The organism is Domibacillus indicus (assembly GCF_023715895.1).
GTDB lineage: Bacteria > Bacillota > Bacilli > Bacillales > Domibacillaceae > Domibacillus > Domibacillus indicus_A.
Genome location: NZ_JAMBOO010000027.1, coordinates 1 through 23404 on the forward strand (window position 1 = coordinate 1; position 23404 = coordinate 23404).

Sequence of the window (23404 nt, forward strand, 5' to 3'; positions counted from 1 at the left end):
CAGCCGAAGCCGCCTTTCAATCAAGAACCATGCGGTTCTTGATATTATCCGGTATTAGCCCCGGTTTCCCGGAGTTATCCCAGTCTTACAGGCAGGTTACCCACGTGTTACTCACCCGTCCGCCGCTAACTTGAACAGAGCAAGCTCCGTCAAGTCCGCTCGACTTGCATGTATTAGGCACGCCGCCAGCGTTCGTCCTGAGCCAGGATCAAACTCTCCAAAAAGTGTTTGACTTGCTCATTTGTTCCCATTAAAACACGGGGTGTTTTTAATGGAAGATAAAAATTTAAAACGTTGACGTTTTTATTGATTTTGTTCAGTTTTCAATGTTCAATGCATTGCTCAATAGCAACTTTTATATAATATCATTCTGCCTCGTTATGTGTCAACACTTTTTTTTAAAATGTTTTTTCGACATTTGTTTCTTGTAACGGGCAAGATTTAATTTACCATGCATACAATCAAATGGTCAATAGTTTTTCTTCTTTTTTTTATTTTTTTTCATATACTTTGTCAAATCACTTTAAAACGGAGGCTGAAGCCGCGATGCCTTGGTTATTTATTCGACTCAAACAATTAAAATGGGCTGTTCTCTTTCTTTCTTCCGTCACCATGGGTTTCGTCATCATGTCTCCGCCTGCTGAGCAGCCGGCCATTTCATTCGCCGGGCAGCCAGCTGCCATTTATAAAGGCAACGAGCACATTGCCTTAACCGTAAACGTAGATTCCTCTTCAAAAAATACGTCCAAGCTTGTGAACATATTCATCGACCAGAAAGTGACGGCTTCTTTTTTTGTCACATCGTCCTGGCTGAAAAAACATCCAAAAACCGCAAAATTATTAGTCGATCGGGCTTTTGATATTGGAGTGCTGTTGACAGATGTTTCAGACGATCAGGCAGTGGAAAAAGAAATTGCCGCTGTCCAAAAGATATTAAGCACCTACGGAAAGAACTCCCTTCTCTTTATACGAGCAGCTGAAGATACGGGAGAATTACCGGACATGCCCGCTGCCCAAGGTTATTTAGCTGTTCAATGGAGCGTGAATTTAGCAGACCAGCCGCCTTCAGAATTGGTGCGTCATGTTGATGAAGGAGATATTATTCTTCTCAATCCGCAGGAGGATCTCCGTGTAACGAAGAAATGGCTGCCTCTTTTACTAACAAAGAAAAAAGTCATCAGCTTATCGGAAATGGCTGGCGGCCGGGCACAAGTAGAATATATCCCTTAAAAAACCCTGAAAGCAGTTTGTTATGCTGCTTTCAGGGTTTTTTGATTATATTTAGGGAGCATCAGCAGCTGAAAAGCGTTGCACGGCAGCAAAGTAAAAAGCATTAAATACAACCAGCTTTCTTCGTTTGCCTGCAGAACAGGAAGCCATTCAAGCGTTGTCACAACGACCATAAAAAACAGAGCCGCCACAAATACATTCCTGTTCCTGCCTCTTGCTTTTTGGTAAGCGGTCACAATTCCAACGAGAAGAAGAATCGCAGCGAGCAAGATGTAGGAAGCGATCGTTTCTCCGCTGCTGAATGCTTGAAAGCGGAAATAAACGAGATCAAATAATACAACGGCAATAAGCGCTGTTTGAATAAACCCCCAATAAGACTTGAACAGTCCAAGACCAAACTGGTGAATTGTTAAGTATGCAAAAAACCCCATTTGGCTGATTACACTGAAGGTAAAGCCGACTCCAATAAGCCATGTTAAAACCGATAGTACTTCTCCCCACTCTCCGTTTGCAAACAACGGAGCAAATTCATTCCAGCGGATGATAAAACCTAGGATACCTGTTGCGGCCCCGCCAATGAGCAGCGTATGTGTAAAAAAACGGATCCAATTTCGTATACCCACACAAAATTCCTCCCGTATGTTCGTCTTCTTCGATTGTACCAAGACATGCCTTCCTGCACCATGAACATTTTTTGACCGTCATAAAAAAAGCTTCTGGGCCGAAGCCCAAAAGCGTTTAGTTAGATCCAATTTTTTGATCGAGCTTTTTAGCAATATCCAGATAAATCGAGCCAAGCCGATGATCCTCCGCATAAACAGATGGAGCAAAATCTTTCTCATCCCAGTCCGGCTGCTGCAGCGGAAGGCGGCCGAGCACTTCTGTGCGCAACTCATCAGCGAGCTTGTCTCCTCCACCGCGTCCAAAAATGTACTCTTTTTCACCTGTTGTTTTGCTTTCAAAGTAAGCCATGTTCTCGATAACACCGACGACTTCATGATCTGTTTGCAGTGCCATTGCACCAGCACGCGCTGCAACAAAAGCTGCCGTTGGGTGCGGTGTAGTAACAATTACTTCTTTACAGCGCGGCAAAATCGTATGTACATCAAGCGCTACATCCCCTGTACCCGGAGGCAGATCCAATAGGAGGTAATCGAGATCTCCCCATTCTACTTCCGAGAAAAAGTTATTCAGCATTTTGCCAAGCATAGGGCCGCGCCAAATAACCGGAGCGTTATCGTCTACAAAAAAGCCCATCGAAATGACTTTAACGTCAAAACGGTCAACCGGATAAATCTTTTGGCCGCGGACTACTGGACGTGTCGTGATTCCCATCATATCCGGCACACTAAATCCGTAAATATCGGCGTCTATAAGACCCACTTTTTTGCCAAGGCGTGCAAGCGAAACAGCAAGGTTTACCGATACAGTTGATTTACCGACCCCGCCTTTTCCGCTCGCGATCGCCAGGAAGGTTGTTTCGCTGTTTGGAGACAGAAGGCCTTCATCCTGTCCTGCTGCATCTGCTCCGCGAAATTGGGCAATTCTTTCCTCAGACAATTGTTTAAATCGGATGCCGACTGTTTCCACACCCGCTTCTTTTAACGCATTTACAATTCGCATTTGCAGCTGAAGCTGTTCCGGTGTACCCGTTTGTGCAATTGCGATCTTAACACTGACATGGTTTTTTTCTTCTTTAATGGATACCTCTTCAAGACCCCCTGTTTCGGATAGCTTTTTATGTAAAAAAGGGTCTTCAAGAGTATTCACGATATCACGTACCTGTGCTTCTGTCATCATCAGTGGCACCATCCTTTGACTGTAGTATTCTCATTATTCAGTATAGCACACTCTCTGTGGATTGTTAGGAAACGGTTACTTCCCGTCTACGTAACGTAAAATGCCCCGGGAAATAGCCGCTGCTGTTTTCTCCTGATAGCTTTCACTTTCAAGAAGCCGGCGTTCGGCAGGGTTAGATAGAAAGCCGATCTCGACAAGCGCACCGGGAACATCCGCTTCCTTTAAAACAAAAACATGTCCGATCTCTGCCGGCTTCCGGTCCGTATTACCCAGGTTGCCAACCAGTTCGTTTTGGATGGCTGTTGCAATCTGTTTGTTTTGAGACATATGAGGCGAGTAAAAAGTCTGCGCGCCCCGCCATTGTTCTGCTGGAATCGCATTTAAGTGCACGCTGATAAACAGGTCTGCCCCCGACTCGTTAATCAGCTGCTTTCTTTTGCGCAGATCCTCAGTTTTTCGCGTACGGACGCTTTCTGTTTCTCCCCCGGCTAAATCTTTATCTTTTTCCCTCGTCATGAGGACAACCGCGCCTTGTCCATTTAAATACTCTCTCAGCTTCTCTGAAACAGACAGGGCAATGTCCTTCTCTAGTGCCGGCTCACTTCCCGCGCCGCCGTCCATTCCTCCATGCCCCGGATCAATCATAATCGTCATTCCGGTAAGCGGAGGACGCCAATCATTAAACACCGGCTTGACTCCTTGATATAAAAAAGCAGCAGCCGCTGCGAGCATCAGAACGAAAATAAGCTTTTTCATCGCTTTCCCTCCTGTCACGACCACTATATGTAGAAAAACCGGCTCACATGAAAGAATCCTTTCCCGTTATCAGGAAAGGATGACTGATTGATCTATTTAAGCCGTTCCAGAAGCCTTATGAGAGCTGCTTTATCCAGCTGGAGAGCGCTGGATAAATAAAAAAGACTCCCAGCCAAAAAGCTGAGAGTCTTCCAAACGTAAAAATTAACGTTTTGAGAACTGAGGTGCGCGACGAGCGCCTTTAAGACCGTATTTTTTACGTTCTTTCGCACGTGCATCACGTGTAAGGTAGCCAGCACGTTTTAGTGTTGGACGGAATTCTGGGTCAGCTTGCAGAAGAGCACGCGCGATGCCGTGACGGATCGCTCCCGCTTGTCCTGTGTAGCCGCCTCCGTTTACATTTACGTGTACATCGTAGCTGTTTACTGTTTCAGTCGCAACAAGCGGCTGGTTGATCACAGTGCGCAGCGCTTCGAATGGAATATAATCTTCAGCAGTACGGCCGTTGATGATGATTTTACCTTCGCCTGGTACTAGACGTACGCGGGCTACTGAACTTTTACGGCGTCCTGTGCCTAAGTATTGAACTTGTGACAATGTCATTTCCTCCTTTTAGTTAAATAAATTATCCGCGAAGTTCGTAAACTTCTGGTTGTTGTGCTTCGTGTTTGTGTTCTGCTCCAGCGTAAACGTGAAGTTTCTTGAACATTTGACGACCTAAAGAACCTTTTGGAAGCATGCCTTTGATTGCAAGCTCAAGCATTCTTTCAGGGTTTTTCTCACGCATTTGACCAGCAGTTGTTGATTTCAAACCACCTGGATACATGCTGTGACGGTAGTAGATTTTCCCTTGAAGTTTGTTACCTGTTAATTCGATTTTAGATGCATTGATGATGATCACGTGATCGCCTGTGTCAACATGTGGTGTGAAAGTTGGTTTATGTTTGCCGCGCAAAATAGATGCTACTTCGCTTGAAAGACGGCCCAATGTTTTGCCTTCAGCATCGATCACGAACCATTTACGCTCGATTTCGCTTGCTTTCGCCATATAAGTCGTACGCATTATTTACCCTCCTGATTTGTTTGTATTTTACGGTTCCATGTATTTATATCACGAATAAGTTTCCGGGGCTTATCGTGGGGTCAAATAACATACCATATGCTATAATATACCGCTTGTTATTCATTGTCAAGATAAAATGCAACACTTGGTGAAGTTGTCACGAAAAGAATTTAAAACACGGCTTTTTTCCGCCCCTTCAAAAGCCGTCAGATGTTTTAGTCATAATGAACGGACCATAGATATAATCCTTCCGCAGGAGCCGTCTGAGCGGCACAATTGCGGTCTCTTGCCGCTAGAATATGAGCCACCTCATCAGGCTCCAGACGCCCGTTTCCGACCTTTATAAGCGTCCCTGTTATGATCCGGACCATGTTATATAAAAAGCCGGTACCGGAAAAGCGGATTTCCAGATCGTCACCCTGCTCTAAAAATGAAATATCTGTGACAGTCCGCACTTTATTTTCTTTATCCGTTTTCGTCGAGCAAAAAGAAGTAAAATCATGCTCCCCCAGCAGATGGGCAGCCGCTCGCTTCATTCGTTCAACGTCAAGCGGATATGGATAATGATAGGCATGCACCGTCCGAAACGGATCACGGTATGGTGTCCGGTAAATACGATAACGGTATTCCTTCCCTGTAACCGAGTAGCGGGCATGAAAGGTCTCCGGGACTTCCTCGGTCCGCTTAACGGATATATCATCCGGCAGCACCCCGTTTAAAGCACGGGCCCAGCGATCTGCCGGCATTTCAATGGGTGTGTCAAAATGAATGATCTGTCCCATTGCATGCACACCTGCATCCGTCCGGCCCGATGCCTGCGTTTTAATCGGAGTCTTTTTATGAATTTTCCAAAGTGCGCGCTCCACTTCCTGCTGTACAGTCCGGTCCTTCGGCTGTGACTGGTAGCCGGAAAAGCGAGACCCATCATACATTAACTCACATTTAATTCGTTTCACGCTCATTCCTCCATCAGCTTCTCAGCCCGACTAAGGCAGATGCCAGCGCTGCTAGAACAAACAGCGCAGCTGTATCCCGCAGATGCCACGCGAGTACACGGTATTTGGTGCGTCCTTCGCCTCCGCGGTAGCCCCGCGCTTCCATAGCTACTGCCAGCTCCTCCGCCCGCTTAAAGGCACTGACAAACAGGGGAATCAAAAGCGGAATCACGGCCTTAACCCGGCTTGAAACAGACCCGCTTGTAAAATCAGCACCGCGGGCCATCTGGGCTTTCATAATTTTGTCCGTTTCATCCAGCAGCGTCGGGATAAAGCGCAGAGAAATCGAGATCATCAGTGCCAGCTCATGAACCGGCACTTTCACTCGTTTTAACGGGCCAAACAGTGATTCAATTCCATCTGTTACGGAAATAGGCGGCGTTGTCAGTGTTAAGAGTGACGTAACAAAGATCAACAGGAGAAAGCGCAGAGAAATAAAAACACCTTTAATAATCCCGCCTTTATAAATGCTCAAGAACCCCAGCTGAGCCAAAACCTCTCCCTCTTTTGTAAAAAATACATGTATCAAAAAGGTAAAGAGGATAAGAAAAATAACCGGTTTTAATCCAGCTATTAAAAAAGCAATCCGTACGTTTGACAGCAGGATAACAACAAGCGTAAACAAGCTCAGCAAAGCATACGTAAGCACATTATTGGCTAAAAACACGATCAGGACAAAGCCGAAAATAAATAAAAGCTTGGCCCGGGGGTCCATCCGGTGTACAACTGAATCGCCCGGCAGGTAACGTCCTAAAATCATTTTTTCCATCATGGGCGCTCACCTCGAAGACGGGCTATTTCCTGTGCGAGTTCTTCAGGTGTTAGGCAAAGATGAGGAAGCGGCTGTCCAAGCTTTTCCTCAAACATATACTGCAGCCGAACCGTCTCCGGCACATCAAGCCCAAGAGCCGTTAAGCTGTCCCGATTCCGGAAAAGCTCCCGCGGCGTACCCGTTTTCGCAACACGGCCTTTATGCATGACAATCAGCCGGTCTGCATAACGAGCCGCATCTTCCATGCTGTGCGTCACGAGCACGCAGGTCAGGCTGTTTTCTTTTTTTAACGAATGAAACAGCTCCATGATTTCACGACGCCCGCGCGGATCCAGCCCTGCTGTCGGCTCATCTAATACGAGCACATCCGGCTTCATCGCCAGCACGCCGGCAATGGCTACCCGGCGCATTTGCCCGCCTGATAGGTCAAAAGGAGAGCGCTCCAGCACAGATGGCGGAAGCCCCACAAGATGAATCGCTTCACGAGCCCGTTTTCTGGCTTCTTCCTCAGATACACCGAAATTCATCGGCCCAAAGCAAATATCCTTTTCTACCGTTTCTTCAAACAGCTGATGCTCTGGAAACTGAAACACAATACCGACGCGGCGGCGGACGTCTTTTAAATTCTTTTCTTTCCGGCCGGCGGCAATCGTCCGGTTGCCGACCTCAATTTTGCCTCGCAGCGGCTGCAGCAGCACATTTAAATGCTGCAGAACCGTCGATTTCCCGGAGCCGGTATGGCCGATTACTGCTACGTATTCACCGGAAGGAATATGAAAGGTGACATCTGTAATCGCGAGCCGCTCAAACGGCGTTCCGGCTGCATAACGGTATTCTACTCCGTGAAATTTAATGTCCATACGTCTCTCACCAGCTCTTCTTCCGTAAAATGGCGCTCCGACAGGGTGATTCCTTTATCCGCCAGCAGCTCGCTCATCCGGACTGAAAATGGAACATCAAGACCTAATGTAAGCAACTCCTGATCCAGTTGGAAAATAGCCTGCGGAGACCCTTCTGCATATACACTGCCTTCATTCAACACAATGACCCGGTCCGCTTTTGCGGCTTCTTCCAAATCATGTGTAATAGAGATAACCGTTAATCCTTCTTTCTCTTTAAGATCACGAATCGTATTCATCACTTCATCACGTCCGGCCGGGTCAAGCATCGAGGTGGCTTCATCAAGCAGGATAATGTCCGGCCGCAGCGCAATCACGCTGGCAATGGCTACCCGCTGTTTTTGACCGCCTGAAAGATGGTGTGGCTCTTGATTCAGAAAAGCGGTCATGCCGACTTTTTGGAGCGCTTCCTGTACACGTTCTTTCATTTCCTTTTGTTCGACACCGTTATTTTCTAACCCAAAAGCCACATCATCTTGCACAGTGGTACCGACAAACTGGTTGTCTGGATTCTGAAAAACCATTCCGAGCTTTTTCCGAATCGCCCACACATTTTCTTCTGAAAGAGCCAGTCCGCTGATGGTGACCGTTCCTTCCTGCGGATAGTGAAGACCGTTCAGCATTTTAGCAAGCGTGGATTTCCCTGAACCATTATGACCGACAATGGCCAGCCATTCACCGCGCTGCACATGAAAAGACACATGCTGAAGAGCAAAAGCAGTTTGATCCGGATATTGAAATGACACATCGTCAATCGAGATAATGGATTCCTTCATGCTGGCACCTCCTTATTTCGGCAAAAATAAAAAAAGCCCGCACCCCGAGCCGAAGAATCAATCTCTTCTTACTGCTACAGCAGCGTGGCAGGGGGTGCATGAGCTAGACGGGACGCACGTGAAGCGTAAGAAGGTACGCCCATCGTAACGCTCTAAGCTTGTTCATTTGAAAGTGCAGGAGGTGACTGCGGAGAGCAGAACAGAAGCAAAGAATGCGGTTTCGTGGTCCGCCATGCTTGTGTTCTCTGCATACTGCAGGCCTCCGTTGGCAATTGAAACTGGACTTTCCAAAAACCGGCACTTTCTTAAGGTATAAAAAAAGGGCAAAACAAAGCAACGTTCGTTTTGTTCTGCCCATTTCGCGGTCTTAAGGAGCTTATACTAGCTCGATAATCACCATTGGTGCGCCATCGCCGCGGCGTGGACCAACTTTCATGATGCGAGTGTAGCCACCTTGACGCTCATTGTAGCGTGGTGCTACATCATCAAACAATTTTTGAAGTGCGTAAACTGGCTGTTCTTTCGTTTTGCCGTTTTTCTCTACTTCTTTCGTAGAAGCGACTTCGTGACGAAGGAATGCTGCAGCCTGACGGCGGGCATGCAAGTCACCACGTTTACCGAGTGTAATCATTTTTTCTACAACTGAGCGCAATTCTTTTGCACGTGCTTCAGTCGTTTCAATGCGTTCGCTGATGATAAGATCTGTTGTCAAATCACGAAGCATCGCTTTGCGCTGAGCGCTTGTACGTCCTAGCTTTCTGTAAGCCATGAAGATACCCTCCTTTATTGATGTCGTTTATTTAATCAATCTTCTTTTCGTAAGCCGAGTCCAAGCTCGTCCAGCTTCGCTTTTACTTCTTCAAGAGATTTACGGCCAAGGTTGCGGACTTTCATCATATCGTCTTCGCTCTTGTTCGCAAGTTCTTGAACAGTATTAATACCAGCGCGCTTCAAGCAGTTGTAAGAACGAACAGATAGATCAAGTTCTTCGATCGTCATCTCAAGTACTTTTTCTTTCTGATCTTCTTCTTTTTCTACCATGATTTCCGCATGCTGTGCTTCGTCTGTTAATCCTACGAAAATGTTAAGATGTTCATTTAAGATTTTCGCCCCTAAGGAAATAGCTTCCTTCGGTCCGATGCTGCCATCTGTCCAAACGTCCAGTGACAACTTATCAAAGTTTGAAAGCTGCCCAACCCGTGTGTTTTCCACTTGGAAGTTTACACGTGATACAGGTGTGTAGATGGAGTCGATCGCAATGACGCCGATTGGATGATCTTCTTTTTTGTTGTGATCAGCCCGGTTGTACCCTCTGCCGCGTTGTGCCGTCAAGCGCATACGGAAATTAGCATTTTCACCTAATGTCGCAATATGCAGATCCGGATTTAAAATTTCCACATCGCTGTCGTGAGTAATGTCGGCAGCCGTTACGGTTCCTGGACCTTGAACATCGATTTCAAGCGTTTTTTCCTCATCTGAGTAAATTTTAAGCGCAAGTTTTTTAATGTTCAAAATGATCGACGTAACATCTTCTACGACGCCTTCAATTGTTGAGAATTCGTGCAGTACGCCATCAATCTGAATGGACGTCACTGCGGCACCCGGAAGTGAAGATAATAAAATACGACGCAAGGAGTTCCCTAGAGTAGTACCATATCCGCGTTCAAGTGGTTCCACGACGAACTTTCCAAACGTAGCATCATCGCTGATCTCAACCGTTTCAATTTTTGGCTTTTCAATTTCGATCATTCCATTTTCCCTCCTCGAATACGTCGAAATTCCGGTAACCCGAAATTCCCATGTTTACCATTCCCGATTTTACAAAGTAATTGGTCAATTCCTGAATCAAAACAGTCAATTTTCCATTATAACCGGAATAGTTCTCCTTTATGCAGGAAGATTAAACACGACGACGTTTTGGAGGACGGCAGCCATTGTGAGGTACTGGAGTTACGTCTTTGATTGCTGTAACTTCTAGACCTGCTGCTTGAAGCGCACGAATAGCTGCTTCACGGCCTGAACCTGGACCTTTTACTGTTACTTCAAGAGTTTTCATACCATGTTCGATTGATGCTTTTGCAGCTGTTTCAGCAGCCATTTGAGCAGCAAACGGAGTGGATTTACGTGATCCTCTGAAACCAAGGGCACCTGCACTTGACCAAGATAGAGCGTTACCGTGAACGTCTGTAATAGTGACGATTGTATTGTTGAACGTTGAGCGGATGTGAGCAATACCAGATTCGATATTCTTTTTCACACGACGCTTACGAGTTTGTTGTTTACGAGCCATGTTCTAATTCTGCCTCCTTTACCGATTATTTTTTCTTGTTAGCTACAGTTTTACGCGGGCCTTTGCGAGTACGCGCGTTGTTTTTTGTGTTCTGTCCACGAACTGGAAGACCACGACGATGACGGATACCACGGAATGAACCGATTTCCATCAAACGTTTAATGTTAAGAGATACTTCACGACGAAGGTCACCCTCTACTTTTAAGCGGTCAACGATGTCACGGATTTTGTTTAGTTCATCTTCCGTTAAGTCGCGTACGCGAGTTTCTTGAGAAACACCTGCTTCTTCAAGAATTTGCTCAGCAGTTGGTCTGCCAATACCGAAAATATAAGTTAATGAGATAACTACACGCTTGTCGCGTGGAATATCAACACCTGCTACACGTGCCATAAAATGTGCACCTCCCTTTAATATTAGCCTTGTTTTTGTTTATGCTTAGGGTTTTCACAAATAACCATAACTTTGCCGCGTCTGCGAATAACTTTACATTTCTCACAGATTGGCTTAACTGATGGTCTTACTTTCATTTCTCCAACCTCCTTCATAGTCCGGAGCGCCATATATGTTATTTGTAACGGTACGTGATCCGTCCGCGTGTTAAGTCATACGGTGAAAGTTCTACTGTTACTTTATCACCAGGCAAGATACGGATAAAATGCATACGGATTTTGCCTGAAACGTGCGCTAAAATAGTATGCCCATTTTCCAATTCTACCTTAAACATGGCATTTGGCAAAGTTTCAGTGACTGTACCTTCAATTTCAATTACGTCGTCTTTCGCCACTTGCTTCCTCTCCCTTCACTTTTCATCCGATTGGCAGCCTGCCTCAAGCTTTCGTTAAAATCTCAAAGCCTGTTTCGGTAATCGCAATTGTATGTTCAAAATGAGCACACATTTTTCCATCCTGTGTAACGACAGTCCAATTATCCTCAAGTGTTTTTACGTAACGATGACCGGCATTGACCATCGGTTCGATCGCAAGCACCATACCAGGTTTTAGTACCGGTCCCCTCCCTGGCGGACCATAATGGGGAATTTGCGGAGCCTCATGAAGGTTCTGCCCGACACCGTGCCCAACATACTCACGAACGATTGAAAAGCCATTCGATTCCACATACGTTTGAATCGCATGGGAGATGTTTGAAAGACGTTCACCCGGTTTCGCTTCATTGAGTCCGATGTAAAGCGATTCCTCTGTTACGTCGAGAAGCTTCTCCGTCTCAGGTGCAATCCGGCCAACAGCATATGTCCAGGCCGAGTCGCCATGATACCCCTTATAATAAGCACCAATATCAATGCTGATAATGTCGCCTTCTTGTAATATACGGCTACCTGGAATTCCGTGCACAAGCTCTTCATTCACTGAAGCGCAAATGCTGCCCGAAAAACCATTATACCCTTTAAAAGAAGGTGCTGCATTCATGCTTCGAATGAATTTTTCTGCAACAGCATCCAGCTCCATCGTGCTTATCCCGGGAGAGATATGGTTTTGCAGTTCCTGATGTGTAAGCGCGACAATACGCCCCGCTTCTTTCATAATCTCCAGTTCACGAGGGGTTTTACAAATGATCATTAGTTACGAAGACCTTTTAGGAGTTCGTCAATGTTTTCGAAAACTACATTGATATCCTGCTGGCCGTTAATGTTCTTTAAATAGCCTTTTTCGCTGTAGAAAGCAAGCAATGGTGCTGTTTGCTTTACGTTTACGTCAAGGCGGTTCTGAACCGTTTCTGCATTGTCATCAGCACGCTGATACAATTCCCCACCGCAGCGGTCGCATGTATCTTCCTTTGCTGGCGGGTTGAATTCCAAATGATACGTCGCACCGCAAGCTTTGCAAATGCGTCGGCCTGTTAAGCGTGCCATCAAAATATCTTGATCTACTTCAACGTTGATGACGTAATCAATTTTACGGTTTAAGCCGAATAAAATATCTTCAAGTGCTTCTGCCTGCGCTACTGTACGAGGAAAGCCATCTAATAGAAAGCCTTTTTCGCAGTCCGCTTTTGCCAAGCGCTCGTTAACAATACCGATCGTTACCTCATCCGGAACGAGTTCGCCTTTATCCATAAATGATTTTGCTTTCAAGCCTAGTTCCGTTTCATCTTTCATTGCAGCACGGAACATGTCCCCTGTTGAAATGTGCGGTACACCGTACTTTTCAACAATTTTCTCTGCCTGAGTTCCTTTACCGGCACCAGGCAATCCCATCAACACGAGATTCATCGATATACCCCCTCAGTCTGATCGAGGTGAAGTGAATCACACACTCTTCACCGTGCTTACTTCATAAAGCCCTTGTAATGGCGCTTTACAAGTTGTGCTTCAAGCTGCTTCATTGTTTCAAGTGCCACACCGACGACGATCAAAAGACTAGTACCGCCGATTTGCGCCGCTGGTGGAAGACCCGCGAATTTAATGAAGAAAACAGGCAGCACAGCAACGGCTGAAAGGAAAATTGCACCGACAAAAGTCAGACGGTAAAGCACATTTGTCAAATAATCCTGTGTGTTCTTCCCAGGGCGAATGCCCGGAATATATCCACCCTGTTTTTTCAAGTTGTCAGCAACTTGTTCAGGGTTTACTTGAATGAAAGCATAGAAATACGTAAACGCCACAATCAATGCTACATAAATCGTCATACCGATCGGTTTCGTATAGTCAAAGATGTTTTGGATCGTGGTCGTCACATCGTTTGAACCAAAAAACGAACCAATTGTTTGCGGTGTGATTAAGAATGAAATCGCAAAGATAACCGGGATAACACCCGCCGCGTTTACTTTAAGTGGAAGATGTGTCGACTGGCCGCCAACCGGCGTCATGCCGCCACCTGCTCCAACACGTTTCGCATATTGAATCGGGATTTTTCGCAGCGCCTGCTGGAAATAGATAACCCCTACAATAATCGCCAATACTGCAAGCAGGATCAAAAGAAGTACAACAATACGCAGGAAGAGCTGATCGCCCGCTCCTTCAATTTGCTGTGCGTAAATTTGGTTGACTGCTCCAGGAATGGCCGCCACAATTCCGGCGAAAATGATAACCGAGATTCCGTTGCCGACTCCTTTTGCTGTGATTTGTTCACCAAGCCACATAAGGAAAGCAGTACCCGCTGTCAGCACCAATGCAATGAGCAAATAACCGCCAACGCTGCTGTTTTCGACAAGTAATCCTCCATACAGACGGTTAAATCCGTATGACATCCCAAAACCTTGAATGAGGCCGAGCACAATTGTGAAGTAGCGGGTAAACTGAGTCAGTTTGCGCCGCCCAACGTCACCCTGCTTCGACCATTCAGTGAATTTAGGCACAACATCCATTTGTAACAACTGCACAATGATAGATGCTGTAATGTATGGCATAATCCCCATTGCGAGAATCGAGAAGTTTTGAAGCGCTCCTCCGCCAAACGTATTAAGGAATCCAATCAGTCCCGCCTGCTCCTGCATGCGGAGAACATCCGCATTAACATAAGGAACAGGAATAAATGTACCGATCCGGAACACGATTAACATAAGGAGGGTGAATATAATTTTATTTCTTATATCACCCACACGCATAAAATTGGAGATTGTGCGAAACATTAGATCACCTCAATCTTACCGCCAGCCGCTTCAATTGCTTCTTTAGCAGCAGCAGAGAATTTGTGAGCTTTAACAGTAAGCTTTTTCTCTACGTTGCCGTTTGCAAGAATTTTAATTCCCGCTTTTTCGCTTTTTACAACGCCGCTTTCGATAAGAAGTTCAGGTGTAACCTCTGTTCCTTCTTCGAAACGATTCAATGTATCGATGTTCACAACTGCATAGTCTTTACGGTTTACGTTAGTAAAGCCGCGTTTTGGAAGACGACGGAATAAAGGAGTTTGTCCACCTTCAAATCCAAGACGGACACCACCGCCTGAACGTGCGTTTTGACCTTTATGACCTTTACCTGCCGTTTTACCGTTACCAGAACCTGTACCGCGACCTACACGGTTACGTTCTTTACGAGAACCTGCAGCTGGTTTCAATTCATGAAGTTTCATGCTCTTGCACCTCCTTGTTCTATAAAATCAAATTATTTTTCTGTAACAGTCACAAGATGAGACACTTTGTTGATCATACCGCGAATTGCTGGGTTGTCGTTTTGCTCAACCGTTTGGTGCATTTTGCGAAGACCAAGTGCCTTAACAGTATCGCGCTGATCTTGTGTACGTCCGATCAGACTGCGAGTGAGGGTAATTTGTAGTTTTTCAGCCATTATGATTCCCTCCTTATCCTAACAGTTCTTCTACAGATTTGCCGCGAAGTTTTGCAACTTCTTCAGCTGTTTTCAGGTCTTTAAGGCCTGCAATTGTAGCGCGAACCATGTTGATTGGCGTGTTTGAACCAAGTGATTTGGAGAGGATATCACCAACACCAGCAAGTTCAAGTACCGCACGGACAGGTCCACCAGCGATAACTCCAGTACCTTCAGAAGCAGGTTTCAAAAGAACTTCACCCGCACCGAATTGACCGATAACTTGGTGTGGCAAAGTTGTGCCAACCATCGGTACGTATACAAGGTTTTTCTTCGCATCTTCAATTGCTTTACGGATCGCGTCTGGAACTTCTTGAGCTTTACCAGTTCCAAAACCAACGTTTCCATTTTTATCGCCAACGACAACTAGTGCAGTAAAGCGGAAACGACGTCCACCTTTTACTACTTTCGCAACACGGTTGACCGTTACTACGCGTTCTTCAAGTTCAAGTTTGTTTGGATCAATGCGACGCATTAAATGTGTCCCTCCTTTTATTAGAATTGTAGGCCGTTTTCACGAGCAGCGTCAGCCAAAGCTTTCACGCGGCCATGATAAAGGTAGCCCCCACGGTCGAATACAACAGCAGCGACACCTTTTTCAGTTGCGCGGTTAGCAAGCAATTCGCCAACTTTCGCAGCAGCTTCAAGGTTGCCTGTTGATTCAAGACCGAAATCTTTTTCAATAGTTGAAGCACTTGCAAGTGTAACACCATTTGCATCATCAATCAATTGAGCGTAAAGGTGCTTGTTTGAACGGAATACGTTCAAGCGAGGACGCGCGGCTGTACCAGCGATTTTCGCACGTACACGGGCATGGCGTCTTTTACGCGTTTTATTCTTATCAGCTTTTGTGATCATCCCGAGGTCACTCCTTTCTGATGCCTATGCGGCATTATTTACCTGTTTTACCTTCTTTGCGGCGAACCTGTTCACCTTCGTAACGGATACCTTTGCCTTTGTACGGCTCAGGAGGACGAACTTGGCGGATGTTAGCAGCAATTGCACCAACGCGCTCTTTGTCGATCCCTTTGATGCTGATTTTTGTATTTGCAGGAACGTCGATATCGATGCCTTGTTCAGCTTCGAATTCTACTGGGTGAGAGTAACCAACGCTTAGTACAAGTTTCGTTCCTTGTTTTTGAGCACGGTAACCGACACCAACCAACTCAAGGTTGCGTTCGAACCCTTTTGATACGCCTTCTACCATATTGGCAAGAAGTGCACGAGTTGTTCCATGGATTGTACGGTGTTCTTTTGAATCTGAAGGACGAACAACTGTTACGTTGCTGCCGTCTACTTCAATTGTCAAATCTTTGTTGAACTGACGAGTCAATTCTCCTTTAGGACCTTTGACAGTCACTTCATTGTTGTTGTTTGTAATCGTTACGCCTTCTGGAAGCTCGATTACTTTTTTACCTACGCGTGACATAGTCGCACCTCCATTCTTTAAAAGATTATTACCAAACGTACGCGAGTACTTCGCCGCCTACTTGTTTAGCGCGGGCTTCTTTATCAGTAACTACACCAGTAGATGTAGAAAGAATTGCAATACCAAGACCGTTAAGTACACGAGGTACCTCATCAGCTTTCGCGTAAACGCGAAGACCTGGTTTAGAAATACGCTTCAAGCCTGTGATTACACGCTCGTTGCCACTGTATTTCAAGAAAATGCGGATAACACCTTGTTTGTCGTCTTCGATGAACTCAACGTCACGGACGAATCCTTCACGTTTCAAGATTTCAGCGATTTCGCGTTTAATTTTGGAAGCAGGTACTTCCAGTTTTTCGTGACGAACCATGTTCGCATTACGGATGCGAGTCAGCAAGTCAGCAATCGGATCAGTCATAACCATTTATATTTACCTCCTTCCGGAATCAGTGTATTACCAGCTGGCTTTTTTAACGCCAGGAATTTGACCTTTATAAGCTAGTTCACGGAAACAAATACGGCAAAGTTTAAATTTGCGGTATACAGAGTGTGGACGTCCGCAGCGTTCGCAGCGTGTGTACTCTTGTACTTTAAACTTTTGTGTGCGCTTTTGTTTCGCAATCATTGATTTTTTAGCCACGTTTTCGCCTCCCTTATATAGCGATTACTTTTGGAACGGCATTCCAATTTGTGTTAACAATTCACGAGCTTCTTCGTCCGTGTTGGCAGTAGTGACGATAACAATGTCCATGCCGCGTACTTTTGATACTTTATCGTAATCAATCTCAGGGAAGATCAACTGTTCTTTTACACCAAGTGTGTAGTTACCGCGACCGTCGAACGCTTTTTTAGAAACGCCGCGGAAGTCACGTACACGCGGAAGTGATACAGAAACAAGTTTATCAAGGAATTCGTACATGCGCTCGCCGCGAAGAGTTACTTTCGCACCGATTGGCATACCTTCACGAAGACGGAATCCCGCGATTGAGTTTTTCGCACGAGTGACCATTGGCTTTTGGCCAGTGATTTGATTCAATTCTTCAACAGCTGTATCAAGTACTTTAGCGTTTTGAACTGCTTCACCAACACCCATGTTTACAACGATTTTTTCAATTTTAGGCACCTGCATTACAGAGCTGTACTCGAACTTGCTCATAAGAGCAGGAGTAATTTCTTTAAGGTATTTTTCTTTAAGGCGGTTCACTTAGAATACCTCCCTTCTTGAACTTTTTATTTATCTAGAGTTTCACCGGATTTTTTTGCTACGCGGACTTTCTTGCCGTCCACTTCTTTGTAACCTACACGAGTAGGTTCGTTTGTTTTCGGATCCAACAGCATAACGTTGGATACGTGAATAGCTGCTTCCTGGCTTAGGATGCCGCCCTGCGGATTTAATTGTGAAGGTTTCGCGTGTTTTTTCACGATGTTGATTCCTTCAACAAGTACACGGTCTTTTTTAGGGAAAGCTGCAAGAACAACGCCTGTTTTGCCTTTGTCTTTACCTGTGATGACCATGACTTTATCGCCTTTTTTCACGTGCATGTTGCGCACCTCCTTGATGGGCCTTTTATTTATTCGTTCAATTAGATTACTTCCGGAGCTAGGGAAACAATCTTCATGAAATTGCTGTCGCGAAGTTCGCGGGCAACCGGGCCGAAAATACGTGTGCCACGTGGGCTCTTGTCGTCACGAATGATAACGCACGCGTTTTCGTCGAAGCGGATGTATGAACCGTCATTACGGCGAACGCCGCGTTTCGTACGAACGATAACCGCTTTTACCACTTCACCTTTTTTAACAACGCCACCTGGTGTTGCTTGTTTTACTGTACATACGATTACATCACCGACGTTAGCTGTTTTGCGGCCTGAACCACCGAGGACTTTAATCGTTAATACTTCACGCGCACCAGAGTTGTCAGCTACTTTTAAACGTGATTCTTGCTGGATCATTTAGGTTACCTCCTTTCGGACTTTAACATCTATCCGAACAATTAATTAGATGATGACTGCTTTTTCCACTACTTCAAGAAGGCGGAAACGTTTTGTTGCAGAAAGCGGGCGAGTTTCCATGATGCGTACTACGTCACCGATTTTTGCTTCGTTGTTCTCATCATGAGCCTTGAATTTCTTTGAGTACTTTACACGCTTTCCGTAAAGTTTGTGTGTTTTGTATGTTTCAACAAGAACCGTTACTGTTTTGTCCATTTTATCGGAAACAACACGGCCTGTATAAACTTTGCGCTGATTGCGTTCGCTCATCGTGCAAACCTCCTTTCAATTATCGATTATCAATTTCCCGTTGACGAATCACGGTTTTCATGCGGGCGATTGCTTTACGTACTTCACGAATACGGGCAGTATTCTCAAGCTGTCCCGTCGCCAATTGAAAGCGAAGGTTGAAAAGTTCTTCTTTGAGCGACTTTACTTGTTGTTCAATTTCAGCAGTGGTAAGTTCACGGATTTCATTAGCTTTCATTTGATTCACCACCAATTTCTTCGCGTTTTACGATTTTGCATTTCACTGGAAGCTTGTGTGCTGCCAAGCGAAGTGCTTCACGTGCTACTTCCTCAGAAACGCCGGCAATTTCAAACATGATCTTGCCTGGTTTTACAACCGCTACCCAGCCTTCAGGAGCACCTTTACCGGAACCCATCCGTACTTCAAGAGGTTTTTTCGTATATGGTTTGTGAGGGAAAATTTTGATCCAAACTTTACCGCCACGTTTCATGTAACGAGTCATCGCAATACGAGCAGATTCGATTTGGCGGTTTGTGATCCAAGAAGCTTCTGTTGCTTGAAGACCGTATTCACCAAATGCTACTTCTGTTCCGCCTTTTGCTTGACCACGCATTTTGCCGCGGTGTACACGACGATATTTAACGCGTTTTGGCAACAACATATTATTTGCCTCCTTCCTGAGTTTTCTTCTTCGCAGGAAGAACCTCTCCACGGTAGATCCATACTTTTACGCCAAGTTTGCCGTAAGTTGTGTCTGCTTCAACATGTGCATAGTCGATGTCAGCACGAAGAGTATGAAGTGGAACTGTTCCTTCACTGTAATGTTCAGCACGGGCAATATCTGCTCCGCCAAGACGTCCTGAAACCTGTGTTTTGATTCCTTTTGCACCTGAACGGATTGTCCGTTGGATAGCCTGCTTTTGAGCACGGCGGAATGATACACGGTTTTCAAGCTGGCGAGCGATGTTTTCCGCTACTAGTTTCGCATCAAGATCAGCGCGTTTCACTTCAACAATGTTAATGTGAACACGTTTGCCTGTTAGTTCGTTCAAAGCTTTACGAAGTGCTTCTACTTCAGAACCGCCCTTACCGATAACCATACCAGGTTTCGCAGTATGAACAGTGATGTTCACACGGTTTGCAGCACGTTCGATTTCAACACGGGATAGAGAAGCATCTTTAAGACGTTCTTCGATGTATGCGCGCACTTTCAAATCTTCATGAAGAAGATTAGCATAGTCTTTTTCAGCGTACCATTTAGAATCCCAGTCGCGAATGATCCCGACCCGTAGTCCATGAGGATGTACTTTTTGACCCACGAATTATCCCTCCTTTTTTTCTGCCACAACGATTGTGATGTGGCTTGTGCGTTTGTTAATTGCGCTTGCACGTCCCATTGCACGTGGACGGAAACGTTTCAATGTCGGTCCTTCGTTTACGTATGCTTGAGTAACAACAAGTTTGTTCACATCAAGATCATAGTTGTGTTCTGCATTAGCGATTGCAGAGTTTAAAAGTTTTTCAATTACAGGAGATGACGTTTTTGGCGTATGCTTCAAGATCGCCACCGCTTCTCCAACTTGCTTGCCTCGAATCAAGTCAATTACTAGACGTGCTTTACGAGGAGCAATGCGGACTGTTCTTAAGACAGCTTTAGCTTCCATTGGAATATCCTCCTCTCAATTAACGTCTTGTTTTCTTATCGTCAGCAACGTGTCCTTTGTACGTACGCGTTGGCGCGAATTCACCAAGTTTGTGTCCAACCATATCTTCAGTTACATATACAGGTACGTGTTTGCGACCATCGTACACTGCGATTGTGTGCCCGATGAATTGCGGGAAAATTGTAGAACGACGAGACCAAGTTTTAATTACTTGCTTTTTCTCCGTTTCGTTCAGTGCTTCAACTTTCTTGAATAAATGATCATCAACAAAAGGTCCTTTTTTCAAGCTGCGGCCCATTTGTGTACCTCCCTTCGTGATTGATCTACGGTTCGCGTTTGGAACCGTAGGACAATTACGTTATTTTTTGCGACGACGAACGATAAATTTATCTGATTTGTTAACCTTTTTACGCGTTTTGTATCCAAGAGCTGGTTTGCCCCAAGGTGTAACAGGACCTTTACGGCCGATTGGCGCGCGTCCTTCACCACCACCGTGTGGATGGTCATTAGGGTTCATTACAGAACCACGTACAGTAGGGCGTTTGCCCAACCAGCGTGAACGTCCTGCTTTACCAACGTTTACAAGTTCATGCTGCTCGTTGCCAACTTGACCGATTGTTGCGCGGCATGTTGCAAGAATCATGCGCACTTCGCCTGAGTTCAAGCGTACGAGTACATATTTGCCTTCTTTACCAAGTACTTGAGCTGAAGTTCCTGCTGAACGAACCAACTGTCCGCCTTTGCCTGGTTTCAATTCAATGTTGTGGATAACTGTACCAACCGGGATATTAATAAGTGGAAGAGCATTCCCTACTTTAATATCTGCTTCCGGACCGGACATGATTTCCGTTCCAACTTGGATGTTTTTTGGAGCTAGAATGTAGCGTTTTTCTCCGTCAGCGTAGTTCACGAGTGCGATGTTAGCCGAACGGTTTGGATCGTATTCAATCGTAGCAACGCGTCCTGGAATGCCATCTTTATCACGTTTGAAATCGATAATACGGTATTGACGCTTATGCCCGCCGCCTCTATGACGAACAGTGATTTTACCTTGGTTATTACGGCCGCCTTTCTTTTTCAACGGCTCAAGCAGTGATTTCTCTGGTGTGCTTGTTGTAATTTCGGCATAATCTAAAGACGTCATGTTACGACGACCGTTTGTGGTCGGTTTGTACTTTTTAATCGCCATTTCGTGTCCCTCCTCTTCTATTTTATACGTTTATTAAGCTTCGAAAAGTTCGATTTCTTTGCTATCTTGCGTTAATGTTACGATTGCTTTGCGGCGTTTGTTTGTGTAGCCAGCATGGCGTCCCATACGCTTGAATTTACCTTTGTAGTTCATGACGTTAACGTTTTTCACTTTTACGCCGAAGATTTCTTCAACAGCAGTCTTCACTTGCGTTTTGTTCGCGCGTACGTCCACTTCAAAAGTGTATTTTTTATCAGCCATTACAGCCATAGATTGTTCAGTAATAACGGGGCGCTTAATCACATCGCGTGCATCCATTATGCAAGCACCTCCTCTACTTTTTCAACCGCTGCTTTTGTCATGATAAGTTTATCATGGCCAAGCAGGTCAAGGATGTTGATGCCAGATGCTTCAACCACTGTTACACCAGGGATGTTGCGTGCTGACAATGCAACGAATTCATTTACTGTATCTGTCACGATCAATGCTTTTGAGTCAACAGACAAGTTTTTTAATACTGCAGTGAATTCTTTTGTTTTTGGCGCGTCGAATGACAATGCTTCTAACACTAGAATGTTTTGCTCTTGTACTTTTGATGACAAAGCAGATTTCAATGCTAGACGACGTACCTTTTTAGGCAATTTATAGCTGTAGCTGCGAGGAGTTGGTCCGAATACCACACCACCGCCGCGCCACTGTGGAGAACGGATAGAACCTTGACGCGCACGTCCAGTTCCTTTTTGTTTCCAAGGCTTACGACCGCCGCCGCGAACTTCTGAACGATTTTTAACTTTGTGGTTTCCTTGACGCAAAGATGCGCGCTGCATAACCACCGCTTCAAATACGACGTGTTCATTAGGTTCGATTCCGAATACAGCGTCATTTAGTTCGATATCGCCGACTTCAGAACCTGTTTGGTTTAATACTTTAACTTTAGCCATTTCTGTTTCCTCCTTTCCTGTAAAAGTTGATTAGTTTGCTTTAACCGCAGTTTTAACTTGGATCAAGGCTTTTTTGGATCCCGGAACGTTTCCTTTAATAAGAAGCACGTTGCGTTCAGCATCCACTTTTACGATTTGTAGGTTTTGTACTGTTACTTGCTCTCCACCCATACGGCCAGGGAGAAGTTTGTTTTTAAATACGCGGTTTGGCGCTACAGGTCCCATTGAACCTGGACGACGGTGGTAGCGTGAACCGTGGGACATAGGTCCGCGGCTTTGTCCATGGCGTTTAATAGCACCCTGGAAGCCTTTCCCTTTTGAAATCCCTGTTACGTCGACGATGTCGCCTTCTGCAAAAGTATCAACTTTGACTTCTTGACCAATTTCAAGATCGCTGTCGATGTTACGGAACTCACGAATGAAGCGCTTAGGTACGATGCCTTCGCCTGCTTTCTTCACGTGTCCAAGAGCTGGTTTGTTAGCAAGCTTTTCGCGCTTGTCTTCAAAACCTAATTGAACGCTAGAGTAGCCGTCGCTTTCGACTGTTTTCTTTTGAAGTACAACGTTTGGCGCTGCTTCGATTACAGTTACTGGGATCAGTTCACCGTTTTCAGCAAACACTTGCGTCATACCGATTTTTCTTCCTAAGATTCCTTTGGTCATGAGTCACACCTCCTGATTTTTCATTAATTTATTTATTAAAGTTTGATTTCAATGTCAACGCCTGACGGCAAGTCTAAACGCATCAATGAATCAACTGTTTTTGGAGTTGGGTTCACGATATCGATTAAACGTTTATGAGTACGCATTTCGAACTGCTCACGAGAATCTTTGTACTTATGCACCGCACGAAGAATCGTGTAGATAGATTTCTCAGTTGGAAGCGGGATCGGACCGGATACACTTGCACCAGAACGTTTAGCTGTCTCAACGATTTTCTCTGCCGATTGATCAAGAATACGATGATCATATGCTTTCAAACGAATGCGAATTTTTTGTTTTGCCATTATTTTCCCTCCTTTATCGCCTATTTAGCTAATAGACATACTCCGCGAAAATTTTTCCCTGACATCACCGCC

40 protein-coding genes and 1 rRNA gene are annotated in these 23404 nt (G+C 45.3%); 1 reads left to right on the forward strand and 40 read right to left on the reverse strand.

What is annotated here, in order from left to right; translation table 11 throughout:
- Positions 1-224, reverse strand: a 16S ribosomal RNA gene (locus M3221_RS21640); the annotation flags it as partial.
- Between the two features lie 322 nt (positions 225-546).
- On the opposite strand from M3221_RS21640, the gene M3221_RS21645 reads away from it, so the two are divergent.
- A complete protein-coding gene (locus M3221_RS21645; RefSeq protein WP_251273765.1) occupies positions 547-1230 on the forward strand; it encodes a polysaccharide deacetylase family protein in 684 nt (227 codons plus the stop codon).
- 20 nt (positions 1231-1250) lie between these two features.
- Here the strand turns inward: M3221_RS21645 and M3221_RS21650 are convergent, their stop codons facing one another.
- The 39 genes from M3221_RS21650 to rpsJ all read right to left on the reverse strand — a co-directional run bounded on the left by M3221_RS21650 (position 1251) and on the right by rpsJ (position 23332).
- Entirely contained in the window at positions 1251-1853 is a 603-nt protein-coding gene (locus M3221_RS21650; protein WP_251273766.1) for a KinB-signaling pathway activation protein, read from the reverse strand.
- A gap of 115 nt (positions 1854-1968) precedes the next feature.
- Positions 1969-3030 (reverse strand): P-loop NTPase, encoded by a 1062-nt coding sequence (locus M3221_RS21655; protein WP_251273767.1) that lies wholly within the window; start codon positions 3028-3030, stop codon positions 1969-1971.
- Between the two features lie 75 nt (positions 3031-3105).
- Positions 3106-3762 (reverse strand): N-acetylmuramoyl-L-alanine amidase CwlD, encoded by a 657-nt coding sequence (gene cwlD / locus M3221_RS21660; protein ID WP_396395252.1) that lies wholly within the window; start codon positions 3760-3762, stop codon positions 3106-3108.
- 228 nt (positions 3763-3990) lie between these two features.
- A complete protein-coding gene (rpsI, locus tag M3221_RS21665; protein WP_045851882.1) occupies positions 3991-4383 on the reverse strand; it encodes a 30S ribosomal protein S9 in 393 nt (130 codons plus the stop codon).
- A 28-nt stretch (positions 4384-4411) separates the two neighbouring features.
- A complete protein-coding gene (rplM, locus tag M3221_RS21670; RefSeq protein WP_251273769.1) occupies positions 4412-4849 on the reverse strand; it encodes a 50S ribosomal protein L13 in 438 nt (145 codons plus the stop codon).
- A gap of 215 nt (positions 4850-5064) precedes the next feature.
- Positions 5065-5805: a tRNA pseudouridine(38-40) synthase TruA gene (truA, locus tag M3221_RS21675; RefSeq protein ID WP_251273770.1), complete on the reverse strand. Its 741-nt coding sequence runs from the start codon at positions 5803-5805 to the stop codon at positions 5065-5067.
- Positions 5806-5818: 13 nt separating this feature from the next.
- Positions 5819-6616 carry an energy-coupling factor transporter transmembrane component T family protein gene (locus tag M3221_RS21680; protein ID WP_251273771.1) on the reverse strand — a complete coding sequence of 266 codons (798 nt, stop codon included), beginning with the start codon at positions 6614-6616 and terminating at the stop codon, positions 5819-5821.
- Positions 6613-7476: an energy-coupling factor ABC transporter ATP-binding protein gene (locus tag M3221_RS21685; protein ID WP_251273772.1), complete on the reverse strand. Its 864-nt coding sequence runs from the start codon at positions 7474-7476 to the stop codon at positions 6613-6615. Before M3221_RS21685 ends, M3221_RS21680 begins: the two co-directional genes overlap by 4 nt.
- Positions 7452-8291: an energy-coupling factor ABC transporter ATP-binding protein gene (locus M3221_RS21690; RefSeq protein WP_251273773.1), complete on the reverse strand. Its 840-nt coding sequence runs from the start codon at positions 8289-8291 to the stop codon at positions 7452-7454. The genes M3221_RS21685 and M3221_RS21690 overlap by 25 nt, the downstream gene beginning before the upstream one ends.
- A 376-nt stretch (positions 8292-8667) precedes the next feature.
- Complete coding sequence (rplQ, locus tag M3221_RS21695; protein WP_242236744.1) at positions 8668-9060, reverse strand: 50S ribosomal protein L17; 393 nt, start codon at positions 9058-9060, stop codon at positions 8668-8670.
- A gap of 35 nt (positions 9061-9095) precedes the next feature.
- Entirely contained in the window at positions 9096-10040 is a 945-nt protein-coding gene (locus tag M3221_RS21700) for a DNA-directed RNA polymerase subunit alpha (protein WP_242236747.1), read from the reverse strand.
- A gap of 151 nt (positions 10041-10191) precedes the next feature.
- Positions 10192-10581, reverse strand: a complete 390-nt coding sequence (gene rpsK / locus M3221_RS21705; RefSeq protein WP_045851874.1) for a 30S ribosomal protein S11 — start codon at positions 10579-10581, stop codon at positions 10192-10194.
- A 25-nt stretch (positions 10582-10606) separates the two neighbouring features.
- Entirely contained in the window at positions 10607-10972 is a 366-nt protein-coding gene (gene rpsM / locus M3221_RS21710) for a 30S ribosomal protein S13 (protein WP_050182379.1), read from the reverse strand.
- A 23-nt stretch (positions 10973-10995) separates the two neighbouring features.
- Positions 10996-11109 (reverse strand): 50S ribosomal protein L36, encoded by a 114-nt coding sequence (rpmJ, locus tag M3221_RS21715; protein ID WP_000868344.1) that lies wholly within the window; start codon positions 11107-11109, stop codon positions 10996-10998.
- Between the two features lie 38 nt (positions 11110-11147).
- A complete protein-coding gene (gene infA, locus M3221_RS21720; protein ID WP_018395177.1) occupies positions 11148-11366 on the reverse strand; it encodes a translation initiation factor IF-1 in 219 nt (72 codons plus the stop codon).
- 43 nt (positions 11367-11409) lie between these two features.
- A complete protein-coding gene (map, locus tag M3221_RS21725; RefSeq protein ID WP_251273774.1) occupies positions 11410-12156 on the reverse strand; it encodes a type I methionyl aminopeptidase in 747 nt (248 codons plus the stop codon).
- Positions 12156-12809 carry an adenylate kinase gene (locus M3221_RS21730; protein WP_251273775.1) on the reverse strand — a complete coding sequence of 218 codons (654 nt, stop codon included), beginning with the start codon at positions 12807-12809 and terminating at the stop codon, positions 12156-12158. The genes map and M3221_RS21730 overlap by 1 nt, the downstream gene beginning before the upstream one ends.
- A 56-nt stretch (positions 12810-12865) precedes the next feature.
- Positions 12866-14167: a preprotein translocase subunit SecY gene (secY, locus tag M3221_RS21735; RefSeq protein ID WP_242236756.1), complete on the reverse strand. Its 1302-nt coding sequence runs from the start codon at positions 14165-14167 to the stop codon at positions 12866-12868.
- Positions 14167-14607: a 50S ribosomal protein L15 gene (gene rplO, locus M3221_RS21740; RefSeq protein WP_242236758.1), complete on the reverse strand. Its 441-nt coding sequence runs from the start codon at positions 14605-14607 to the stop codon at positions 14167-14169. Before rplO ends, secY begins: the two co-directional genes overlap by 1 nt.
- Before the next feature lie 32 nt (positions 14608-14639).
- Complete coding sequence (gene rpmD / locus M3221_RS21745) at positions 14640-14822, reverse strand: 50S ribosomal protein L30 (RefSeq protein WP_050182384.1); 183 nt, start codon at positions 14820-14822, stop codon at positions 14640-14642.
- Positions 14823-14835: 13 nt separating this feature from the next.
- A complete protein-coding gene (rpsE, locus tag M3221_RS21750; RefSeq protein WP_242236762.1) occupies positions 14836-15336 on the reverse strand; it encodes a 30S ribosomal protein S5 in 501 nt (166 codons plus the stop codon).
- Positions 15337-15356: 20 nt separating this feature from the next.
- On the reverse strand, positions 15357-15719 hold the full coding sequence (gene rplR, locus M3221_RS21755) for a 50S ribosomal protein L18 (protein WP_251273776.1): 363 nt from the start codon (positions 15717-15719) through the stop codon (positions 15357-15359).
- A 34-nt stretch (positions 15720-15753) separates the two neighbouring features.
- Positions 15754-16290: a 50S ribosomal protein L6 gene (gene rplF, locus M3221_RS21760; protein WP_251273777.1), complete on the reverse strand. Its 537-nt coding sequence runs from the start codon at positions 16288-16290 to the stop codon at positions 15754-15756.
- Positions 16291-16318: 28 nt separating this feature from the next.
- On the reverse strand, positions 16319-16714 hold the full coding sequence (rpsH, locus tag M3221_RS21765) for a 30S ribosomal protein S8 (protein ID WP_046180679.1): 396 nt from the start codon (positions 16712-16714) through the stop codon (positions 16319-16321).
- 30 nt (positions 16715-16744) lie between these two features.
- Positions 16745-16930 (reverse strand): 30S ribosomal protein S14, encoded by a 186-nt coding sequence (gene rpsN / locus M3221_RS21770; protein WP_046176559.1) that lies wholly within the window; start codon positions 16928-16930, stop codon positions 16745-16747.
- A gap of 24 nt (positions 16931-16954) precedes the next feature.
- Positions 16955-17494 (reverse strand): 50S ribosomal protein L5, encoded by a 540-nt coding sequence (gene rplE, locus M3221_RS21775; RefSeq protein ID WP_242236769.1) that lies wholly within the window; start codon positions 17492-17494, stop codon positions 16955-16957.
- 26 nt (positions 17495-17520) lie between these two features.
- Entirely contained in the window at positions 17521-17832 is a 312-nt protein-coding gene (gene rplX / locus M3221_RS21780) for a 50S ribosomal protein L24 (protein ID WP_050182389.1), read from the reverse strand.
- A 41-nt stretch (positions 17833-17873) separates the two neighbouring features.
- On the reverse strand, positions 17874-18242 hold the full coding sequence (gene rplN, locus M3221_RS21785; RefSeq protein ID WP_018395165.1) for a 50S ribosomal protein L14: 369 nt from the start codon (positions 18240-18242) through the stop codon (positions 17874-17876).
- A gap of 45 nt (positions 18243-18287) precedes the next feature.
- Positions 18288-18551, reverse strand: coding sequence for a 30S ribosomal protein S17 (gene rpsQ / locus M3221_RS21790; RefSeq protein ID WP_050182390.1), 264 nt, complete (start codon positions 18549-18551; stop codon positions 18288-18290).
- Between the two features lie 19 nt (positions 18552-18570).
- The gene (rpmC, locus tag M3221_RS21795) at positions 18571-18768 is read right to left on the reverse strand and encodes a 50S ribosomal protein L29 (RefSeq protein WP_045851860.1); all 198 of its coding nucleotides are present in this window, start codon (positions 18766-18768) and stop codon (positions 18571-18573) included.
- Positions 18758-19192 carry a 50S ribosomal protein L16 gene (rplP, locus tag M3221_RS21800; RefSeq protein WP_050182391.1) on the reverse strand — a complete coding sequence of 145 codons (435 nt, stop codon included), beginning with the start codon at positions 19190-19192 and terminating at the stop codon, positions 18758-18760. The genes rpmC and rplP overlap by 11 nt, the downstream gene beginning before the upstream one ends.
- 1 nt (position 19193) lies before the next feature.
- Positions 19194-19850, reverse strand: coding sequence for a 30S ribosomal protein S3 (gene rpsC / locus M3221_RS21805; protein WP_251273778.1), 657 nt, complete (start codon positions 19848-19850; stop codon positions 19194-19196).
- Between the two features lie 3 nt (positions 19851-19853).
- Entirely contained in the window at positions 19854-20195 is a 342-nt protein-coding gene (gene rplV / locus M3221_RS21810; RefSeq protein WP_242236775.1) for a 50S ribosomal protein L22, read from the reverse strand.
- Positions 20196-20214: 19 nt separating this feature from the next.
- Entirely contained in the window at positions 20215-20493 is a 279-nt protein-coding gene (rpsS, locus tag M3221_RS21815; protein WP_046176552.1) for a 30S ribosomal protein S19, read from the reverse strand.
- 60 nt (positions 20494-20553) lie between these two features.
- Positions 20554-21384, reverse strand: a complete 831-nt coding sequence (gene rplB / locus M3221_RS21820) for a 50S ribosomal protein L2 (protein WP_251273779.1) — start codon at positions 21382-21384, stop codon at positions 20554-20556.
- Between the two features lie 33 nt (positions 21385-21417).
- Positions 21418-21702 carry a 50S ribosomal protein L23 gene (gene rplW / locus M3221_RS21825; RefSeq protein ID WP_046176550.1) on the reverse strand — a complete coding sequence of 95 codons (285 nt, stop codon included), beginning with the start codon at positions 21700-21702 and terminating at the stop codon, positions 21418-21420.
- On the reverse strand, positions 21702-22325 hold the full coding sequence (rplD, locus tag M3221_RS21830) for a 50S ribosomal protein L4 (protein ID WP_251273780.1): 624 nt from the start codon (positions 22323-22325) through the stop codon (positions 21702-21704). The genes rplW and rplD overlap by 1 nt, the downstream gene beginning before the upstream one ends.
- 30 nt (positions 22326-22355) lie before the next feature.
- Positions 22356-22988 carry a 50S ribosomal protein L3 gene (rplC, locus tag M3221_RS21835; RefSeq protein WP_251273781.1) on the reverse strand — a complete coding sequence of 211 codons (633 nt, stop codon included), beginning with the start codon at positions 22986-22988 and terminating at the stop codon, positions 22356-22358.
- Positions 22989-23023: 35 nt separating this feature from the next.
- The gene (rpsJ, locus tag M3221_RS21840; protein WP_018395154.1) at positions 23024-23332 is read right to left on the reverse strand and encodes a 30S ribosomal protein S10; all 309 of its coding nucleotides are present in this window, start codon (positions 23330-23332) and stop codon (positions 23024-23026) included.
- Positions 23333-23404: the final 72 nt, after the last annotated feature.

Coding starts and splice junctions, on each gene's coding strand:
- rpsJ (WP_018395154.1), bottom strand. CDS start 23,332: ATGGCAAAACAAAAAATTCGCATTCGTTTGAAAGCATATGATCATCGT.
- secY (WP_242236756.1), bottom strand. CDS start 14,167: ATGTTTCGCACAATCTCCAATTTTATGCGTGTGGGTGATATAAGAAAT.
- rplN (WP_018395165.1), bottom strand. CDS start 18,242: ATGATCCAGCAAGAATCACGTTTAAAAGTAGCTGACAACTCTGGTGCG.
- rpsM (WP_050182379.1), bottom strand. CDS start 10,972: ATGGCACGTGTAGCAGGTGTTGATATTCCACGCGACAAGCGTGTAGTT.
- rpmJ (WP_000868344.1), bottom strand. CDS start 11,109: ATGAAAGTAAGACCATCAGTTAAGCCAATCTGTGAGAAATGTAAAGTT.
- cwlD (WP_396395252.1), bottom strand. CDS start 3,762: ATGCTCGCAGCGGCTGCTGCTTTTTTATATCAAGGAGTCAAGCCGGTG.
- rplM (WP_251273769.1), bottom strand. CDS start 4,849: ATGCGTACGACTTATATGGCGAAAGCAAGCGAAATCGAGCGTAAATGG.
- rpsH (WP_046180679.1), bottom strand. CDS start 16,714: ATGGTTATGACTGATCCGATTGCTGACTTGCTGACTCGCATCCGTAAT.
- rpsE (WP_242236762.1), bottom strand. CDS start 15,336: ATGCGTCGCATTGATCCAAACAAACTTGAACTTGAAGAACGCGTAGTA.
- M3221_RS21680 (WP_251273771.1), bottom strand. CDS start 6,616: ATGATGGAAAAAATGATTTTAGGACGTTACCTGCCGGGCGATTCAGTT.
- rplQ (WP_242236744.1), bottom strand. CDS start 9,060: ATGGCTTACAGAAAGCTAGGACGTACAAGCGCTCAGCGCAAAGCGATG.
- M3221_RS21690 (WP_251273773.1), bottom strand. CDS start 8,291: ATGAAGGAATCCATTATCTCGATTGACGATGTGTCATTTCAATATCCG.
- rplO (WP_242236758.1), bottom strand. CDS start 14,607: ATGAAACTTCATGAATTGAAACCAGCTGCAGGTTCTCGTAAAGAACGT.
- rplC (WP_251273781.1), bottom strand. CDS start 22,988: ATGACCAAAGGAATCTTAGGAAGAAAAATCGGTATGACGCAAGTGTTT.
- rpsK (WP_045851874.1), bottom strand. CDS start 10,581: ATGGCTCGTAAACAACAAACTCGTAAGCGTCGTGTGAAAAAGAATATC.
- rplW (WP_046176550.1), bottom strand. CDS start 21,702: ATGGATGCACGCGATGTGATTAAGCGCCCCGTTATTACTGAACAATCT.
- M3221_RS21655 (WP_251273767.1), bottom strand. CDS start 3,030: ATGATGACAGAAGCACAGGTACGTGATATCGTGAATACTCTTGAAGAC.
- map (WP_251273774.1), bottom strand. CDS start 12,156: ATGATCATTTGTAAAACCCCTCGTGAACTGGAGATTATGAAAGAAGCG.
- M3221_RS21700 (WP_242236747.1), bottom strand. CDS start 10,040: ATGATCGAAATTGAAAAGCCAAAAATTGAAACGGTTGAGATCAGCGAT.
- rpsQ (WP_050182390.1), bottom strand. CDS start 18,551: ATGAGCGAACGCAATCAGCGCAAAGTTTATACAGGCCGTGTTGTTTCC.
- M3221_RS21645 (WP_251273765.1), top strand. CDS start 547: ATGCCTTGGTTATTTATTCGACTCAAACAATTAAAATGGGCTGTTCTC.
- rpmC (WP_045851860.1), bottom strand. CDS start 18,768: ATGAAAGCTAATGAAATCCGTGAACTTACCACTGCTGAAATTGAACAA.
- rplX (WP_050182389.1), bottom strand. CDS start 17,832: ATGCACGTGAAAAAAGGCGATAAAGTCATGGTCATCACAGGTAAAGAC.
- rplR (WP_251273776.1), bottom strand. CDS start 15,719: ATGATCACAAAAGCTGATAAGAATAAAACGCGTAAAAGACGCCATGCC.
- rplF (WP_251273777.1), bottom strand. CDS start 16,290: ATGTCACGCGTAGGTAAAAAAGTAATCGAGCTTCCAGAAGGCGTAACG.
- rpmD (WP_050182384.1), bottom strand. CDS start 14,822: ATGGCTGAAAAACTACAAATTACCCTCACTCGCAGTCTGATCGGACGT.
- rplD (WP_251273780.1), bottom strand. CDS start 22,325: ATGGCTAAAGTTAAAGTATTAAACCAAACAGGTTCTGAAGTCGGCGAT.
- M3221_RS21685 (WP_251273772.1), bottom strand. CDS start 7,476: ATGGACATTAAATTTCACGGAGTAGAATACCGTTATGCAGCCGGAACG.
- rpsS (WP_046176552.1), bottom strand. CDS start 20,493: ATGGGCCGCAGCTTGAAAAAAGGACCTTTTGTTGATGATCATTTATTC.
- rplV (WP_242236775.1), bottom strand. CDS start 20,195: ATGGAAGCTAAAGCTGTCTTAAGAACAGTCCGCATTGCTCCTCGTAAA.
- rplB (WP_251273779.1), bottom strand. CDS start 21,384: ATGGCGATTAAAAAGTACAAACCGACCACAAACGGTCGTCGTAACATG.
- rplP (WP_050182391.1), bottom strand. CDS start 19,192: ATGTTGTTGCCAAAACGCGTTAAATATCGTCGTGTACACCGCGGCAAA.
- M3221_RS21730 (WP_251273775.1), bottom strand. CDS start 12,809: ATGAATCTCGTGTTGATGGGATTGCCTGGTGCCGGTAAAGGAACTCAG.